At 58.6% G+C, this 14,814-nt stretch carries 13 protein-coding genes; 6 read left to right on the top strand and 7 right to left on the bottom strand.

Going from position 1 to position 14,814, the window contains the following annotated elements; genetic code table 11:
* Positions 1-2: 2 nt before the first annotated feature.
* From pseI to pseB, 7 genes are read right to left on the bottom strand one after another with little or no spacing between them, the layout of a single operon-like run.
* A complete protein-coding gene (gene pseI / locus AC22G1_RS12930) occupies positions 3-1,052 on the bottom strand; it encodes a pseudaminic acid synthase (RefSeq protein ID WP_487313744.1) in 1,050 nt (349 codons plus the stop codon).
* Positions 1,049-2,500, bottom strand: coding sequence for a UDP-2,4-diacetamido-2,4,6-trideoxy-beta-L-altropyranose hydrolase (gene pseG, locus AC22G1_RS12925; RefSeq protein WP_487313743.1), 1,452 nt, complete (start codon positions 2,498-2,500; stop codon positions 1,049-1,051). Before pseG ends, pseI begins: the two co-directional genes overlap by 4 nt.
* Entirely contained in the window at positions 2,500-3,783 is a 1,284-nt protein-coding gene (locus tag AC22G1_RS12920; protein ID WP_487313742.1) for an aminotransferase class III-fold pyridoxal phosphate-dependent enzyme, read from the bottom strand. Before AC22G1_RS12920 ends, pseG begins: the two co-directional genes overlap by 1 nt.
* Positions 3,776-4,525 carry a cytidylyltransferase domain-containing protein gene (locus AC22G1_RS12915; protein WP_487313741.1) on the bottom strand — a complete coding sequence of 250 codons (750 nt, stop codon included), beginning with the start codon at positions 4,523-4,525 and terminating at the stop codon, positions 3,776-3,778. The genes AC22G1_RS12920 and AC22G1_RS12915 overlap by 8 nt, the downstream gene beginning before the upstream one ends.
* A gap of 10 nt (positions 4,526-4,535) precedes the next feature.
* Positions 4,536-5,354 (bottom strand): aldo/keto reductase, encoded by an 819-nt coding sequence (locus AC22G1_RS12910; RefSeq protein WP_487313740.1) that lies wholly within the window; start codon positions 5,352-5,354, stop codon positions 4,536-4,538.
* Complete coding sequence (gene pseC, locus AC22G1_RS12905) at positions 5,351-6,490, bottom strand: UDP-4-amino-4,6-dideoxy-N-acetyl-beta-L-altrosamine transaminase (protein WP_487313739.1); 1,140 nt, start codon at positions 6,488-6,490, stop codon at positions 5,351-5,353. Before pseC ends, AC22G1_RS12910 begins: the two co-directional genes overlap by 4 nt.
* Positions 6,487-7,488, bottom strand: a complete 1,002-nt coding sequence (gene pseB / locus AC22G1_RS12900; RefSeq protein ID WP_487313738.1) for a UDP-N-acetylglucosamine 4,6-dehydratase (inverting) — start codon at positions 7,486-7,488, stop codon at positions 6,487-6,489. The genes pseC and pseB overlap by 4 nt, the downstream gene beginning before the upstream one ends.
* 224 nt (positions 7,489-7,712) lie before the next feature.
* On the opposite strand from pseB, the gene AC22G1_RS12895 reads away from it, so the two are divergent.
* From AC22G1_RS12895 to fliG, 6 genes are all read left to right on the top strand, one after another.
* Complete coding sequence (locus AC22G1_RS12895) at positions 7,713-9,161, top strand: sigma-54 interaction domain-containing protein (RefSeq protein WP_487313737.1); 1,449 nt, start codon at positions 7,713-7,715, stop codon at positions 9,159-9,161.
* Positions 9,162-9,293: 132 nt separating this feature from the next.
* Positions 9,294-10,304 (top strand): sensor histidine kinase, encoded by a 1,011-nt coding sequence (locus AC22G1_RS12890; RefSeq protein WP_487313736.1) that lies wholly within the window; start codon positions 9,294-9,296, stop codon positions 10,302-10,304.
* Positions 10,301-11,608: a sigma-54-dependent transcriptional regulator gene (locus AC22G1_RS12885; RefSeq protein WP_487313735.1), complete on the top strand. Its 1,308-nt coding sequence runs from the start codon at positions 10,301-10,303 to the stop codon at positions 11,606-11,608. The genes AC22G1_RS12890 and AC22G1_RS12885 overlap by 4 nt, the downstream gene beginning before the upstream one ends.
* A gap of 60 nt (positions 11,609-11,668) precedes the next feature.
* Entirely contained in the window at positions 11,669-12,037 is a 369-nt protein-coding gene (gene fliE, locus AC22G1_RS12880; RefSeq protein WP_050660309.1) for a flagellar hook-basal body complex protein FliE, read from the top strand.
* Between the two features lie 10 nt (positions 12,038-12,047).
* Complete coding sequence (gene fliF / locus AC22G1_RS12875; RefSeq protein WP_487313734.1) at positions 12,048-13,784, top strand: flagellar basal-body MS-ring/collar protein FliF; 1,737 nt, start codon at positions 12,048-12,050, stop codon at positions 13,782-13,784.
* A complete protein-coding gene (gene fliG / locus AC22G1_RS12870) occupies positions 13,774-14,808 on the top strand; it encodes a flagellar motor switch protein FliG (protein WP_050660310.1) in 1,035 nt (344 codons plus the stop codon). Before fliF ends, fliG begins: the two co-directional genes overlap by 11 nt.
* Positions 14,809-14,814: the final 6 nt, after the last annotated feature.

Below are 14,814 nucleotides of genomic sequence, written 5' to 3'. Positions count from 1 at the left end.
TTTCACACCAGCAGCTCCCAGGCAACGGCAGTACCGGCGGTAATGGGTTTGGCGGTGCGCCTGCCGATAACGGCATCCTGATGTTTAGGAGCAAGGCCGAACCCCGGGCGGATCCGGCGAATATGTTGCGGCGCTATCACAGTGCCTGCCGGCAGATCGGCAACAAAGTAGAGGGAGCGACGAAAACGCAGGTTGGCCTTCTCACCTTCACTGCGCTGATCTTCGCCATTGCCAAGGGCCTCCCAGGCGCCAAGACAATCGCTGGCAAGCCTAGCTAGCTCATCCGGTTCTAACGAAAAGGCCGCATCCGGGCTGTCGTCATTGCGGCTGAGGATAAAGTGCTTTTCGACAATGCTGGCCCCCAAGGCTACGGCGCTGCTGGCAGCCAATGTACCCAGGGTATGGTCCGATAATCCCACTACCACCTTGAAGCGCTCGGCCAAGGTCAGCATGCGTTTAAGGTTGGCATCTTTGAGTGGTGTCGGGTAAGCGCTGATGCAATGGAGCAGAGCGATATCCCGGGCACCATTATCCCGCGCACAAGCCAGAGTCTCGGCGATTTCCTCAAAATTGCTCATGCCAGTGGAGATGATAAGGGGCTTACCGGTGCTGGCCATTTTGGCCACCAGTGGCAGATCGGTGGCTTCGAATGACGCCACCTTGTAGGCCGGCGCGTCCAGCGATTCGAGAAAATCTACCGCCGTTTCATCAAAGGGCGAGGAGAATACCGCCAAGCCTTTTTCTCTTGCCCGTTCAAACAGCGCTTGGTGCCAATCCCAAGGGGTATGTGCCTTGTCATACAACTGATAAAGGTTGTAACCATCCCACAATCCGCCCTCAATCTGAAAGTCGGGTAAGTTTAGGTTCAACGTCATGGTGTCTGCGGTGTAGGTTTGCAGTTTGATGGCCTGCACTCCCGCCGCAGCTGCTGCATCGACATGGGCTAGCGCCTTATCCAGTGAGCCGCTGTGGTTGGCCGACAACTCGGCAATGATGAAGGGCGGCGCACCGGCCCCGATGGGGAACTTGTCGATAAAAAAGCCGTGGCTCATAAAACGACCTCATATTGGCGTGGCCCGGTCTGGCCGAACCCCGCTTTAGCAAATAAGGATTGGGAGGCGCGGTTATCTGGGTGGATCTCCGCTGTTAGCCTGCCGACCACTTGCATACGTTGCAATTGTATCAAGGCTTGCAGCCCCAGGCCCTTACCGCGAGCCTGTTGGCTAAGAAGGATGGAGACTTCTCCTTGCCCCTCATGTTGTTTATCCAAACGCAGCATGCCAAGGGCCTCGCCGTTTAGCTCAATTGCCCAAAGCAGGCAGTTGTCGTTAGCAAGGGCGCTGGCAAACCAGCGTTGATGGCCAGCCCAGTCAGGCGTCTCTGGATTACGCGAATAAGTGCGCGCACCAGGCTCGTTTTGCCAGGCAAAAAGAGCCTCGCAATGCTCGGTGGTCATGGCTCTAAGCGTCACTGTCGCGCTTGATAAGGACTCGAGGGCGCGGATAATTCGTTCAGCTCCTTTGCCATCACAAAGGGCTTGTGCGCACTGGCTCATCTGCTGGCAAAGCGCCTGGTCCTGCCAAACCTTTGTTAGTGTTTGTACAAACATATGTTCGTCAAAGCGGGGCAGGGTTATAGCGGCTCCGGCGGCCGCTAGGCTTTGGGCGTTATGTATCTGATTACTTGCCAGCACCAGTTGCAGACTGGGCAGAGCGCAGGCGCAGCGTTCCCATGCACTGGTGCCTGGCGCGCCAATGGCGAGCCGGGCTAGGCGCATCTGTTCCCCCATGGTGTTGCAATCTATCGCCAGGGTTAACCAGGGAAGCTGCTTGGCGCGCGCTGTTAAGTCGCGAAGATGTGGTGCCTTGCTGCTGATGGCCAACGTTACCTCAAAACCCAGTGTGGGTTGCAGCTTTGCCAACCAGGTCAGTAACCGGCTGTTGTCGTTCTCGCTATCCATACCCCCTAAGCTCAGCAGCAACTTGTTGCTAGGAGCATGTTGTACCTTTGACGGGTAAAACTCCGGCCTTAACGGCGCAAAGTCCGGGCCGGTTAGGGCACAATTCCATACGGGAAGTGGGTAGTCGGCCTGAGTCCGGCCTGGGCCGCTGTCGATGAGTAAATCTGCAAGGTGCGCCCGGCCGGGCAGGTCGTCAATCACGGCAAGTTTCAGGGCCGGACGGCTTTTCAGTACCTGCCGCTCCCAGGCGGCATCCAACTGGTAATGGTCGACCAGCAGCAGTGCGGCGTCGCTGTCTAGCGCACTTAAGGTCTCTGCTGCATCTTGTTGCGGGCTGACGGTCAGCCAGCTGCCATCGTCTTTGTTACTTGCTTCTAGCCAGGTGACTGGCCAGTCTGCCAGCCAAGTGCTGGCAGCGCCAGGCATTGCCCTGCAAATAAACTGCACCTGTCCTGGCCAAGCTGTGGCCAGGGTCAGGCAGCGGCTGAGATGGCCAAGGCCAATACGCTGGCTGCTGTCGACCCTAAACACCAGTTTCATCAACGGACCTTGAACACCGGCTCCAGGAATTTGCCCCGAAAATGCTTTGCCATAGAGCCCTCAGTTTCTACTTCGGCCAGCAGCGGCAGCACGTTAGCGTAGCAGGCGATTAGCGCGTCGATATCGGCCTCACTATGGCTGAGATTGAGGTTGTGAGAGCCAAGGCTCAAAAAGCCCTGTTCGATAAGTTCTTGCATCAGAAGGCTTTTCAGCTCAAGCACCGAATAACGGTTAGGAGTGATGTTTAAGAAGGACCAGCTAGGGTGCCCCGACACGTTAAAAAGGTGGCCAAGACCATGGCTGGCGATAAGGTTTTGCAGCCCGTCAATCAACCTGTTGCCAAGTTCAGCTAGGCGCTCCGGGCCTTTGCGGCGGCGAAGTGCCTCAATGCAGGCCTTGGCAGCGGCTAGAGACAGGGTCTCGCCGCCAAAGGTGCCGGAGAAAAAAATGTCGTTCATTTTTGCCATGATGTCGGCGCGGCCCACCACTGCCGACAGCGGGAAGCCGTTGGCCATGCCCTTGCCGAAGGTGGCTAGGTCGGGGGTTACGCCGAACAGGGCCTGAGCGCCACCGATATCAAAGCGAAAACCGGTGATGGTTTCATCAAATACCAGTACTGCGCCATGGCGGCGAGTCAGCTCGGCAACCCCTTCTAAAAAACCGGGCTTGGGGTATTGCACGTTCATCGGCTCAAGGATTACCGCGGCAAACTCGCCGGGGTGGCTGGCGAGCAGCTGTTCGAGGCTTGCCAGATCGTTATAGGCAAAGGTATGAGTTAATGCCTTAACGGCCTTGGGCACCCCAAGGTCTCGTGAGGTGGCGCCGATGTACCAGTCTTGCCAGCCGTGATAGCCACAGACGGCTACCCGCTCGCGGCCGGTAAAGGCGCGCGCCAGACGAATAGCAGCCGAGGTGGCGTCGGTCCCGTTTTTACCAAACCGCACCTGCTCGGCACAGGGAATGAGCTCTACCAAGAGCTCTGCGACCTGTGCCTCAAGCGGGTGGGGGAGGGATAGGATAGAGCCTTGCTCCAGTTGGGCTACCACCGCCTGATTTACCTCGTTGTCGGCGTAACCAAGGCTGATACACAGCAGGCTGGAGATGAAATCGGTGTATTGATTGTCGTCCAGGTCCCACACCTGGCTGTCTTTGCCTTTTTGCAAAAACAGCGGGGCAACCCCTTGGGGTTGGGCCAACTTACTTTTTGAAAAGGTTTGGGTGGCCAGGGGAATGGTTTTTTCGGCGCGCTCTAGCCAGGCCGCAGAATTGTCGAAGTTACGCATCCTGTTTCTCCTTGGAGGTACTGCCGGCGTTGCGCACTAGGTGTTGGTTGCTTTGAGCAAGGTCGGGGTGCAGGTCTAAATAGTCGATAACGTCTTGAGTGGTGAAAGCTGGGTTTGAGGGGTAGAGCGCTTGGTAGATCTGCCTGACCAGCGCCAGATCCTCCGGGTTGTCCACGGTCAGCCTCAGCTCCGGGCGGGGCGGGTTACGCTTTAGCTCGCTCCAGCGGATATCGTCTTTGTGGGCCTGGAAGTAGTAGGTGACGTGCTCTCGCTCCATGGCGGTGCTGGCCAACTGAGAGAGTTTTTCCAGCCAGGGTGCGGTGACTATTTCCGCGTCCAGGCCATCGGGAAAGGTCGGGTGCCAGCAGTTGTTGCTGTAGTCAAAGTTGCCGCGAAGATGCTGCTCGATGAGTTGGTCAATGACGCTTGGATCGGCAAGGGGGCAATCGGCTGTCAGGCGCACCACCTGAGTCGGTTTGTAAGCCTTGGCGGCACTACTGAAACGAGCTAGGACATCGCGCAGGCTGCCACGATATAGGGCGATGCCGTTCTCAGTGCACCAGTTCGCCAAGGGATCGTCGCTGGCATCATCCGAAGTGGCTACCACCAGTTTGTCAATTTGCTTGCAGCGGGCCAAACGTTCCAGTTGGCGGCCAATCATCGGCATGCCCAGCACATCCGCCATCACCTTGCCCGGCAACCGGGTTGAGCTCATGCGCGCTTGCAGTATTGCCAGGATCATCTCTAACCTCTCAGGATGTGGGCCAAAGGGACGGGTTAATCAGTTGTACGTCGCTACAGGCGAGTGCTTTCATCGAGTCCGGCTTGGCCTTGGTTTTGGCCGCAATCAGCGCGGTTAGCTGTTCTGGGTTTTGCACTCCGACAACCCAACCATCAACCTGTGTTTGCGCTGATGCAAAATCCAGAGCGCGCTGCAGCGGCTCGCCGGGTAATTTGTCCCAACGCTCAAGTGCCTGGGCATTGGCGGTCCAGTGAGGGCGCTGGGCTTGGGGCATTAACAGCAGCCCCTGCAGGAACAACGAGCGAGCATGAACGGTTATCCCCCGCGCCTTAAGCTCAGGCAGCATGGCAAAAAAGCGTTGATCCAAAGGGTTGGCCGGCAGTTGCACCGCATCTATATCGGCGCTGTCGAGCACCTGCTTGAGCTCTTCTGGACTGTAAACGGACACGCCCAGTTGTTGGCACAATCCCTCGGTTTTCAGCGCGGCAAATTCGCCAAGACGTTGTGGCGCCAGCAGCGAGTGGGCGCGATGGGCCAGTACGGCTTTTACCTGATTGCGACCAAGGGCGCTAAGGCATTGCTCCAGCTGCATACGTGCTTGGCCCGGCTGCCAATCGCCGAGCTTGGTGACAATGTCAAAAGGGTGGTGCATCAGCTGGCCTAGCCTCGCTTGGGCGTTGCCGTACAAAGCGGCGGTATCAAGGGTGTCGATACCTGCTTCATAGGCTTGCGTCAGTAAGGCCGATAGTGCTGAGTCGCCTAGTGTCGAACCGTCGTGGGCGATGCCATAAGACAGGCCAAACTGCACTGTACCCAGCACCAGCTTCACCGCAGCGACTCCAGTACCTGTTGCTGCTGGGCATCGGTCATGTCAACGAACAGCGGCAAGGTCAGTGCCTCACGGTAATACTGCTGGGCGCCGGGGTAATGAGCCGGGTTTTGGCCAAGGTTTTGGTAATAAGGCTGGTTGGGAATGGGGATGTAATGGAGGTTCACCCCGATACCGGCGGCGCGCAAGGCGCTAAATTTCTCTGCTTTTTTCGAAAGACTGATGCCAGGGTAGCGCACCACGTACAGGTGGTAGGCGCAGTGGGCCGGCGCGTTGATGGCAAGGGGCTGCCAGGGCGCGGGCAGGGCCTTGTCATAGTTTGCGGCCAGGGCCTGGCGCTTGGCCATAAAGCCTGGCAGTTTGTGCAGCTGGCTGAGGCCAAGGGCGGCGCCGATGTCGGTCAGGCGGTAGTTAAAGCCCAACTCGGTCATGGCGTAGTACCAGTCGCCGTCGGGGGCGCTCGGCATCTTTTGTACGTCGCGGGTAATGCCGTGGCTGCGCAGGCTGCTGATGCGTTCGGCCAGCACCGGATTTTGAGTAACCGCCATGCCGCCTTCGCCACTGGTGATGGGTTTGACCGGGTGAAAGCTGAACACGCAGATATCGCTGTGGCGGCACTGGCCTACCTTATCGGCGCCGTCATAGGCGCCAAGGGCGTGGCTGGCATCTTCGATGATGCGAATGCCATAGGGGCGGGTCAGGGCAGCAAGGGCGGCCATGTCGACGCTTTGGCCAGCCAGATGCACCACCACCAGCACCTTGGGCAGGGTACCTTGGCGCTCCGCCTCACCAAGCTTTGCAGCCAGCGCTTTTAAGCAAAGGTTGCCGGTGAGCGGTTCAACATCGACAAAGTCCACCTCACTGGCACAGTAACGGCCGCAGTTGGCCGACGCCACAAAAGAAACGGCGCTGGTCCACAGCCTGTCGCCAGGGCCAAGCTCTAATGCCAGGCAAGCGAGATGCAGCGCCGAGGTCGCGGAGTTGACCGCCACTGCATAGTTGGCGCCGCAAAACTGGGCAATAGCCTGCTCAAAGCGGGGCACCAGCGGCCCCTGGGTCAGAAAGTCGCTACTGAGGACCTCCAGCACCGCCTGGATGTCGTCGTTGTCGATATGCTGGCGGCCATAGGGGATCATTTCAGGGCCTGTTCGTTCATGACCTTGAGTTCTTCCACGGTCAGGTAGTGATCGTTATTGAAGGAGTTGTATTCAAATCCCGGCTCCACAAGCTTGCCGTTTTCACCCAGGCCATTGGCACTGAAGTCGTTGGTGCGACTGTAGAAAGTGATAGACGGGGTTATCACAAAATGGTCGTGATATTCGTAGGTATGGTAGGAGTCATCGGCTGGACACATCACTTCATGCAGCTTCTCGCCGGGGCGGATCCCCACTTCTTTTTGTGCCAGCCCTGGCGCCATGGCGGTGGCCAGATCCGGAATGCGCACCGAGGGAATTTTCGGCACAAAAATCTCGCCGCCCTGCATGCGCTGGAAGTTGGTTAGCACAAATTCCACCCCTTGTTCCAAGGTGATCCAAAAGCGGGTCATGTCCTTGTGGGTAATGGGCAGGTGGTCGGTGCCGTTATCGATAAGTTTTTGAAAAAACGGCACCACTGAGCCGCGAGAACCCACCACGTTGCCATAACGCACTACAGAAAAATGGGTGGGGTGTCGCCCTGCCATATTATTGGCTGCCACAAAAAGTTTGTCTGAGGCCAGCTTGGTGGCGCCGTACAGATTGATGGGGTTGGCCGCTTTGTCGGTGGACAAGGCAATGACTTTGCTGACGTTATTGGCAAGCGCCGCATGAATGACGTTTTCCGCGCCGGTAATGTTGGTGCGGATACATTCGGTGGGGTTGTATTCGGCGGCCGGTACCTGTTTGAGGGCCGCGGCATGAACAACGTAGTCAACGTCCTTGAAGGCCTGTACCAGCCGTTCTCGGTCACGCACGTCGCCCAGGAAATAGCGCATGCAGGGCGCGTCGAACTCTTGACGCATCTCAAACTGCTTGAGTTCGTCCCGGGACAAAATGATCAGCCGTTTCGGGTTGTAACGGGCCAGCACATGGCGCACGAACATGTGGCCGAAAGAACCGGTACCACCGGTAACCAGGATTGACTTGTTATCGAACATGCCATTTCTCCAAATGGGGTTGGCTCACAGGGCTAAAGCAAAATGCGCGCCATGACGCAAAACACAAAGATATTAAAATTAATGTTCGCTGAACACTGGCATCTGCCTGATACGGACGGCATCATTAAACAGCAGGGCGCCCTAGGCATAGGTGCTTTTTCCCACTATAACAAAAGCTTGCATCCAGTATGCAGCGACGCAAACAAGCACATGGTTTAGTAGGCATGCAGACCCAACATGGTTTCCTGGTCGTCGATGCTGACCGGGAACGTCAGAAAATCGTACATACACTGCTGGAATTCATCGGGGAACACTGTGAAAGTGTGCCCCCCGACGCCTTGCCCGAGGGGGCGCAGCAAGCGGCTTGCCGGGTGGTGGTGGCCGGCAGCGCAGTGTCCGAAGAGTGGCTCAACGGCTGCCAGAAACCCTATATCACCCTTGGCTGGACACCGGTAAAAAGTAACGGTGCCTACCTCGGCGCCCTTAACCAGCCGTTCAAGCTCAGCCAGTTCCAAGAGCTGCTGCGCACTTTGTCGCGGCGCCAGCACTTCCACCACGAACATCATTTTAGCGGCAGTGATGCCCGCCTGTTCCGCTCTCTGGTCGGTACCAGCAAGGCCATGCAGCAGGTGCGCCAGATGATCACCCAGGTGGCCCCTACCGATGCCTCGGTCCTCATTCTTGGGGAGTCCGGTACCGGTAAGGAAGTGGTTGCCCGTAACCTGCATTTCCAGTCCAACCGCAAAGACGGCCCCTTTGTGCCCGTCAACTGCGGCGCCATTCCGGCTGAGCTGCTCGAAAGCGAGCTGTTCGGCCATGAAAAGGGCGCTTTTACCGGCGCCGTGGCGTCCCGCAAAGGGCGCTTCGAGCTGGCCCAGGGCGGCACCCTGTTCCTGGACGAAATTGGCGACATGCCCCTTAACATGCAGGTCAAACTGCTGCGGGTATTGCAGGAGAAAACCTTCGAGCGGGTTGGCGGTGCCAAACCCATCAAGGCGGATGTGCGCATCGTCGCGGCGACCCACAGGGCACTGCCTCAGATGATTGAAGACGGCCGTTTTCGTGAAGATCTGTACTACCGGCTCAATGTTTTCCCCATTGAAATGCCGGCCCTTCGCGAGCGTGCCGACGATATTCCGCTGCTGGTCAATGAGCTTTTGTCACGGCTCGAAGCCGAAGAAGGCAAGGCACTGACCTTCTCTCAAGGGGCGCTTGAATCTCTGGCCCAGCACCCCTGGCCTGGCAACGTGCGTGAGCTTGCCAACCTAGTAGAGCGGCTGCTTATCCTCTATCCCAACCAGCAGGTGGATGTGGGGCATTTGCCGCGAACCTACCAGTATGGTGAGGTCAGCCACTTTGACGCCGCCAAGGAAGAGGCACTGGAGCGCGAAGCGCTGATGTCGATTTTCCTCGACGAGCCCTTGTCAGATGAAATGGAAGCCGAGCTGGCAGCGCCGGTGGCAATGGCGGTCGATGGGGTAGGGGCTGCGACCCTGCCGCCCGATGGCATCAACCTTAAAGAAATGCTGGCAGATCTTGAGACCGACCTTATCCGCCAGGCCCTGGACAACTGCGACAACGTGGTAGCCAGAGCCGCCGAGCTGCTCGGCATGCGCCGCACCACCCTGGTGGAGAAAATGCGCAAGTACGGCCTCGGCAAGAGCCTCGATTAAGCCTTTCCAATCGGAGTGTCAAATCCTTGGCACTCCACTTTCCTTCTTTTAATTTCATTAAATTCATAGTGTTACGTTTTGGCACGTCTTTCGCATTAGGCCTGTTATCAGGTTCAAAACGAAAGGTGAGCTATGGCCTTGGCACAACAGTGGTACCCGGCGGCAGAGCCGGCGGCCAGGCAATTGGACAAGCTTCTGAGCATACTGCCGGTTGGGGTAGTGGTATTGGACGGCACCGGCTGGGTGACCGAAGCCAATGCTACCGCTATCGGCCTGCTGGGTGAGCCTTTGCTGAAATGCCGCTGGCTGGATGTGGTTGGCCGCGCCTTTCGCCCTCAGGCCGATGACGGCGCCGAGGTGTCCTTGGTCAATGGCCGGCGGGTTAAGCTCGATATCTGCCCGCTGGACGGCGAACCGGGCCAGCTGATTGTGATCTCGGACCTTTCCGAGACCCGCGCCATGCAAACCCGCATGGCCCACATGCAGCGGCTCTCATCCCTTGGGCGCATGGTGGCCTCCCTTGCCCACCAAATTCGCACGCCGCTGTCGGCCGCCATGCTTTATGCTGGCCAGCTCAGCCAAGACCTGCCTGCCAGCACCCATGACCGCTTCCAGCAAAAACTGGTAGCAAGGCTTCGGGACTTGGAAAGCCAGATGAATAACATGCTGCTGTTCGCCAAAAGCGGCGAGCAGAAGGTGGCCGACAAGCTGGATGCCGCCAGCCTTACCGAGGAGCTGACTCAAGCGACCGAGTCCATGCTCGACACCCACCAAGCCTCCCTTGAAATTCGCAACCTGGCACCGAGTGCCAAGGTTATGGGCTCGATGACAGCCCTGGTCTCGGCCCTTGGCAACCTGGTTCACAACGCCCTGCAGGCTGGCGCCCGGCAACTGGTGCTGAGCGTCAGTGCCCAGTCCCCCTGGCTGACCCTGTGCCTGGAAGACGACGGCCCAGGTATTCCCGAAGAGCTGTTTTTCAAAGTCGCCGAACCTTTCTTTACCACCAAGAGCCATGGCACCGGCCTTGGGCTGTCGGTGGTGCGCTCGGTGGCCCAGGCCCACGGCGGCCAATTGCACATGGCCAACGGCGCCACCGGCGCCCGCATGACCCTTATCCTGCCGCTGATGGAGGACAACGCATGACCCAGGTTTTGATTGTTGAAGACGACGCGGCCCTGTCTGAGGCCCTGGTCGACACCCTGGAGCTGGCCGGTTTTGCGGTGCAGACCGCCATCAACGGCGAAGAGGCGCTGCTGGCCCTGAAAAGCCATCACTGCCAAATCGTGGTATCCGACGTGCAAATGGCAGGGATGGACGGCATGGCGCTGCTGCGCTCATTGCGTAAATCCCACCCCGAGCTGCCGGTGCTGCTGATGACCGCCCACGCCAAGGTGAACGACGCCGTAGAGGCCATGAAGCTTGGCGCCATCGACTACATGGCCAAGCCCTTCGCCCCGGAAGTGCTGATTAATATGGTGAGCCGCTACGCCCTGGCCGAAGAGGCCGACGACAAGGGCCCGGTGGTGGCTGACCCCAAAAGTGAGGCGCTGCTGAAACTGGCGGCCAAGGTCGCCAAGACCGACGCCACCGTTATGGTGCTGGGCCCCAGCGGTTCGGGTAAGGAAGTGCTGGCCCGTTTCGTGCACCAGCAATCAGCTCGGGCCAACGCCCCTTTTGTGGCCATCAACTGCGCCGCCATCCCCGACAACATGCTCGAAGCCACCCTCTTTGGTTACGAGAAGGGCGCCTTTACCGGCGCCATCCAAGCTTGCCCCGGTAAGTTTGAACAGGCCAACGGCGGCACCTTGCTGCTCGATGAGATAACCGAGATGGATCTCAACCTACAGGCCAAGTTGCTGCGGGTACTGCAAGAGCGCGAAGTGGAGCGCCTGGGGGCCCGCAAGCCGGTGTCTTTGGATGTGCGGGTGCTGGCCACCTCCAACCGCGACCTCAAAGAAGCGGTGGCCCAGGGCCGTTTTCGTGAAGATTTGTACTACCGCCTCAACGTCTTCCCGCTGACTTGGCCGGCCCTTAAAGACCGGCCGGGAGACATCGTGCCGCTGGCGCGCCACCTGCTGGCCCGCCACAGCAAGGGCGAGGCGCCGCAATTGACCGAGGATGCCTGTGAGCGCCTTACGCTGCACGGCTGGCCCGGCAACGTACGAGAGCTCGATAACGTGGTGCAGCGCGCCCTTATCCTTGCCGAAGGCCAATGGATTGACGCCGACGCACTCTACATCGAGACCGACGACGAAGCGCTGGAGATACCTAGCGCCGATGGCCTCTCTGGGGAGCTTAAAGCCCAGGAAGCGCAAATCATCCTCGACACCCTCGAAGCCTGCAACGGCTCGCGCCAGGCGGTAGCCGAGAAGCTGGGCATCAGCCCTCGCACCTTGCGCTACAAGCTCGCCAGGCTTCGTGATGCGGGGATCAGCATACCGGCTTAAAACTTGGCCTGCTGATTGCAAGGATGTCTCTGTCACAGTCCCTAACGACGGAATCCTGACATGAAGATCGGTGGTGAAAACTCAGCTTTGCTGCAACAGATGCAGTCGCTTATCAACCAGGCCCAAGGCCCGCGCGTCAGCCGCGAGGCCATGGCCCCGGACAGCCTTGGCTCCCTTGGCAGCGCCCAGGGTCCCAACAAGATCCAGAGCGATTTTTCCAACCTTTTTACCCAGGCACTGGACAAGGTCAACGGTTTGCAACAGGATGCCGGGTCCAAGCAAACCGCCGTTGAAATGGGCGATCCTAACGTGTCCATCGCCGATGCCATGATCGCCAGCCAAAAAGCCGGTATTGCCTTCCAAGCCACTGTCCAGGTACGCAACAAATTGATGCAAGCGTACCAGGACGTGATGAACATGCCGGTGTAAGGAGTAGGCCGTGGCAAACGAAAACACCCAACTGGCTACCGTCGGCAATGCGCCGGCTCCCGGCACTGCCGACATGCAAGGCGCCGGCGCCGGTGACAACGGCGAGCAGAGCTTTAGCCTGATGTCCAACCTCGGCAACGCCGATGTGTTGCGTCAGATAAGCCTGGTGCTGGGCCTGGCCATCGGCCTGGCGCTGGTGGTACTGGTGTTTTTGTGGGCCAAAGAACCTGAATACCGCCCCCTGGGGCGCATGGAGACCAACGAACTGGTCTCTACCCTCGATTTTCTCGACCAGCACCAATACAGCTACAAGATTGAAGGCAATACCGTGCTGGTGCCGGAAGGTGACTACCAGAAGATCAAGCTGGCCATGACCCGTGCCGGCATGAGCTCGGCCCAGGAAAACACCGGCGACGACATCCTGATGAAGGATATGGGCTTTGGCGTCAGTCAGCGCCTGGAGCAAGAACGCCTGAAATTCAGCCGCGAGCAGCAGCTGTCCCGCGCCATCGAAGAATTGTCTGCCGTTAAGCGCGCCCGGGTACTGCTGGCCATTCCCAAAGATTCGGTGTTCCTTCGCGAGCGCCAGCAGCCCTCTGCCACCGTGGTGCTGAACCTAGCTCGCGGCTCTACCCTCAAGCAAGAAGAAGTAGACTCCATCGTCGATATGGTGGCTTCTGCCGTTCACGGCCTGAGCCCCGACAAAGTCACGGTGACCGACCAAAACGGCCGCCTGCTCAACTCCGGCAGCCAAAACGCTCTGGCGGCCCGTTCCCGCAAAGAGCTGGAGCTGGAGACCGCCCGCGAGAAGCAATACCTGGATAAAGTCGACTCCATCATGTCGCCGGTGGTGGGCCTGGACAACTACACCGCCCAAGTGGATGTCTCCATGGACTTTACCGCCGTCGAGCAGACCCAAAAACGCTACAATCCAGACCAGCCAGCGGTGCGCTCGGAAATGAGCGTTGAAGAAAACCGCAATGGCGGCACCCCTGGTGGCGTACCGGGCGCGCTGTCCAACCAGCCGCCGGCGGCCTCTCAAATTCCTGAAGACGCCACCAATACCCAAAGTAATACCGTGCAAACCCCCGGCTCCAGCCGCTCGGAGAGCACCAAGAATTTCGAACTGGACACCACCATCAGCCACACCCAGCAACAGGTGGGCACCATAGACCGCATGACGGTATCGGTAGCGGTGGATTACAAAAACCAGACCGATGCTGACGGCAAAGTCACCAAGGTGGCGCGCAGCCCCGAAGAGCTGGACAGCATCAAGCGTCTGCTGATGGCAGGCCTGGGTATCAACCCGGCCCGTGGCGACAGCCTGGAAGTGTTGTCAGTGCCCTTTGCCCGCCCTGACGCTGACTTGCCCGACGCCATCCCCTTCTACGAGACCGGCTGGTTTGCGCGGCTGGCCAAGGTACTGGCTGGTGCCCTTATCATCATCGTGCTGATCTTCGTGGTGGTTCGCCCGCTCCTTAAACGCCTGATGGGCGGCAATGCCCAAGCCGATAACCTGGCGCTGGACGGCGGCCATTACGGGCTGGGTGACGAAGATGCACTGGAAAGCCTGTCCGGTATGGAAGAAGATGCCCTGGTGCCCGGCGTGACCCTGGTTGGGGGTGTTAAACTGCCGGACCTGCGTAAAGATGAAGAAGTGCTCAAGGCGATCCGCGCCTTGGTGGCCAACGAACCTGAGCTGTCGGCCCAGGTGGTGAAAGGGTGGTTGACCGACGATGGCAAATGATCTGGCTGAGAAAAAGACCTTTGATGTCAGCAAGCTCAATGGCATTGAGAAAACCGCCATTTTGCTGCTGAGCCTCACCGAGGAAGATGCGGCCTCTATCCTGCGCCACATGGAGCCTAAACAGGTTCAGAAAGTGGGCATGATGATGGCGTCCATGGAGGATTTCAGCCAGGAGAAGGTGCTGGCGGTGCATAAATCCTTTATCGAGGACATCCAGCAGTATTCCTCCATCGGGTTTGACTCCGAAGACTTTATCCGCAAGGCCCTGAACCATGCCCTGGGCGAGGACAAGGCCGGCGCCCTTATCGACAAAATCATCCTCGGCGGTAACGCCAAGGGCCTTGATTCCCTTAAATGGATGGACGCTCGCCAGGTGGCCAGCATCATCCAGAACGAACACCCGCAAATTCAGACCATCGTGCTCTCTTATCTTGACCCGGACCAAAGCGCCGAGATTTTGTCGCAGTTTGCCGACCGGGACCGTTTGGATCTGCTGATGCGTATCGCCAACCTCGAAGAGGTACAACCGGCGGCGCTGCAAGAGCTCAATGAGATCATGGAGAAGCAATTCGCCGGCCAAAGCGGCGCCCAAGCCGCCAAGATGGGTGGCCTCAAGGCGGCCGCCAACATCATGAACTACCTGGATACGGCGGTAGAAAACCAGCTGATGGAAGGCATCCGCGAGACCGACGAAGAGCTCAGCCAGCAAATTCAGGATTTGATGTTCGTGTTCGAAAACCTGGCCGACGTGGACGACCGCGCCATCCAGACGCTGCTGCGCGACGTGCAGCAGGACACCCTTATTCGTGCCCTCAAGGGGGCCGACGACGGCCTTCGGGAAAAAATGTTCAAGAACATGTCCAAACGGGCCGCCGATCTTATGCGCGACGATCTCGAAGCCATGGGCCCCATCCGCATCTCCGAAGTGGAAGCGGCCCAAAAAGAGATCCTCAGTGTGGCAAGGCGCTTGTCCGATGCTGGCGAAATTGCCTTGGCCAGCGGCGGCGCCGACGAATTCCTCTAACAGGTA

The sequence above is a fragment of the Gallaecimonas zhanjiangensis genome (assembly GCF_057624825.1).
The sequence above is the reverse complement of the archived record's forward strand: the minus strand, read 5'-3'. Positions and strand labels throughout refer to the sequence as shown.

Coding starts and splice junctions, on each gene's coding strand:
- pseI (WP_487313744.1), bottom strand. CDS start 1,052: ATGAGCCACGGCTTTTTTATCGACAAGTTCCCCATCGGGGCCGGTGCG.
- pseG (WP_487313743.1), bottom strand. CDS start 2,500: ATGAAACTGGTGTTTAGGGTCGACAGCAGCCAGCGTATTGGCCTTGGC.
- AC22G1_RS12920 (WP_487313742.1), bottom strand. CDS start 3,783: ATGCGTAACTTCGACAATTCTGCGGCCTGGCTAGAGCGCGCCGAAAAA.
- AC22G1_RS12915 (WP_487313741.1), bottom strand. CDS start 4,525: ATGATCCTGGCAATACTGCAAGCGCGCATGAGCTCAACCCGGTTGCCG.
- pseC (WP_487313739.1), bottom strand. CDS start 6,490: ATGATCCCCTATGGCCGCCAGCATATCGACAACGACGACATCCAGGCG.
- pseB (WP_487313738.1), bottom strand. CDS start 7,488: ATGTTCGATAACAAGTCAATCCTGGTTACCGGTGGTACCGGTTCTTTC.
- AC22G1_RS12895 (WP_487313737.1), top strand. CDS start 7,713: ATGCAGACCCAACATGGTTTCCTGGTCGTCGATGCTGACCGGGAACGT.
- AC22G1_RS12890 (WP_487313736.1), top strand. CDS start 9,294: ATGGCCTTGGCACAACAGTGGTACCCGGCGGCAGAGCCGGCGGCCAGG.
- AC22G1_RS12885 (WP_487313735.1), top strand. CDS start 10,301: ATGACCCAGGTTTTGATTGTTGAAGACGACGCGGCCCTGTCTGAGGCC.
- fliE (WP_050660309.1), top strand. CDS start 11,669: ATGAAGATCGGTGGTGAAAACTCAGCTTTGCTGCAACAGATGCAGTCG.
- fliG (WP_050660310.1), top strand. CDS start 13,774: ATGGCAAATGATCTGGCTGAGAAAAAGACCTTTGATGTCAGCAAGCTC.